At 64.8% G+C, this 1,680-nt stretch carries 2 protein-coding genes; both read right to left on the reverse strand.

Annotated elements, in window-relative coordinates; genetic code table 11:
- Window positions 1-272 precede the first annotated feature (272 nt).
- Window positions 273-1,253, reverse strand: coding sequence for a DDE-type integrase/transposase/recombinase (locus tag GF068_RS43200; protein WP_206079684.1), 981 nt, complete (start codon window positions 1,251-1,253; stop codon window positions 273-275).
- A 35-nt stretch (window positions 1,254-1,288) separates the two neighbouring features.
- Window positions 1,289-1,680: transposase (locus GF068_RS43205; protein ID WP_206079685.1), on the reverse strand; the 392-nt coding region annotated here is incomplete at its 5' end.

The raw sequence follows: 1,680 nt of genomic DNA on the forward strand, positions 1-1,680 counted from the left end.
TGTACTGGTTCCCCGTGAACAGGACTGCGGCCTCGGTATAGTAAAGTAAAACCACTCCAAGGCAAGTTATAAGCGCTGGAGGCGCGAGGCCCATCGCACCACGATGGGTGCCACCGTGCTCGCGTTGGGCAAGCTCGCGGCCTCGCCATCCTCGCCGCGCTCGGCTCACGGGCTGCGGCGTCGCTGCCATGTGCAGCCGCAACGCTTTTTGCCGCGGCTGCGGGTGGCTCCGGGCGCGAGCTTGCCCTTTGCTGCGCGCGGCGGCTCCGCGATTACGCGGGCGACGGGCAGACGGAGCCTCCGGCGGGGGCTTGGAGCTCCGGATATGCAGCCTCCTTCGCTGCGACGCGACGCTGCCGTCGGGCCTCACGAGCTGCTTCGAGCTTCGCGTCGCGTTCGGCCCAGATAGTCTCGGCTCGGCCCGCGAGGGCGTCGTTCGGGGTGATGTACCCGATGGCGCTGTGCAGACGCACGCTATTGTAATGGTCCACGAAACGCCCGACGACGCCCCGCGCGTCGGCGAGCGACGATGGCGGTGTCACGCGAATCGCGTCGCTCTTCAGCGTCCTGTGCCAGCGCTCGATCTTGCCATTCGACTGCGGGTAGCTGACCGAGATGCGCACGTGCGTCATGCCCGCGATCCGGATGAACTCCTTGAAGTCCTTCGCAACGAACTGCGGCCCGTTGTCCGAGATGATGCGCGGCCTCTCGTTCGGGTACTTCTCGCGTGCACGCTGCGCGATGCACTCGACGTCGAGCTCGGTCATCGATTCGCGAATCTCCCAGTGGATGATGGCGCGACTCGCACCGTCCAGGAGCGAGCACAGGTAATAGAACGTGCCAGCCACGTTCAGGTAGGCGATGTCGATGTGCCAGTGCTCGTGCGGCCGGAGCGGCTGCACGAAGCCCGTGCCCTTCTTCGAGGGGCCACGATTCCAGCGGTCGAGGCGACCTGCCGCCGACAGAATCCGATAGGTGGTCGACGGACTGACGGCGACGACGTCCTGGTCCAGCATCATGAACGTCAGTCGTCGATAGCCCTCGAGCGGGTTCTTCGCGTGGAAGTCGAGCACCTTCTGCCGCTCCTCGGGCTCGATCCAGAAGTCGCGCGGCACCTGTGCATTGTGCTCGTTCGCCTTGCCGTAGCGCCTTCTCCACTCGAAAAACTTGCTGCGCGCGATGCCGAGCCAGCGAATGAAGCTCTCCGCGATGATATCCGTCTTGTCGGCCCACACGCGGACGAAGTCGACCACCTCGTCCCGCGTGTCGTGGGGAACCCACCGGCCGGTCAGGGCTCCCCAAGTTCTTTTTTCAGCTTGACGTATTCCTCGGAGATCTCCGCGATCACCGCGTCCTTCTTCGATAGCTTGGCCTCGAGCTGCGCGACGCGCGCCTCGAGCTCACGCTCGCGCGCCGAAGGCCCGTCCTTCGGCGGCCCCTCGAACACGACGGACGCGTTCTCGAAGAGCTGCCGCTGCCAGGTGTAAAAGAGGCTCGGCTGCAGCTTCGAGTCGTCGCAGATGCTCGAAACGGGCACCTTCTCCAGGTGGTGACGCTTCAGCAGCGCAGCCTTCTGCTCGCTCGTATGGTTCCTGCGGGTTCGCTTCGACATGAACGGTTTGTCCTCGACCGGGTGTAGCACGGCGGTTAGGTTTGTCCCGTTCCGAGGGAGGCAGAACA

This window comes from Polyangium spumosum (assembly GCF_009649845.1).
Taxonomy (GTDB): domain Bacteria; phylum Myxococcota_A; class Polyangia; order Polyangiales; family Polyangiaceae; genus Polyangium; species Polyangium spumosum.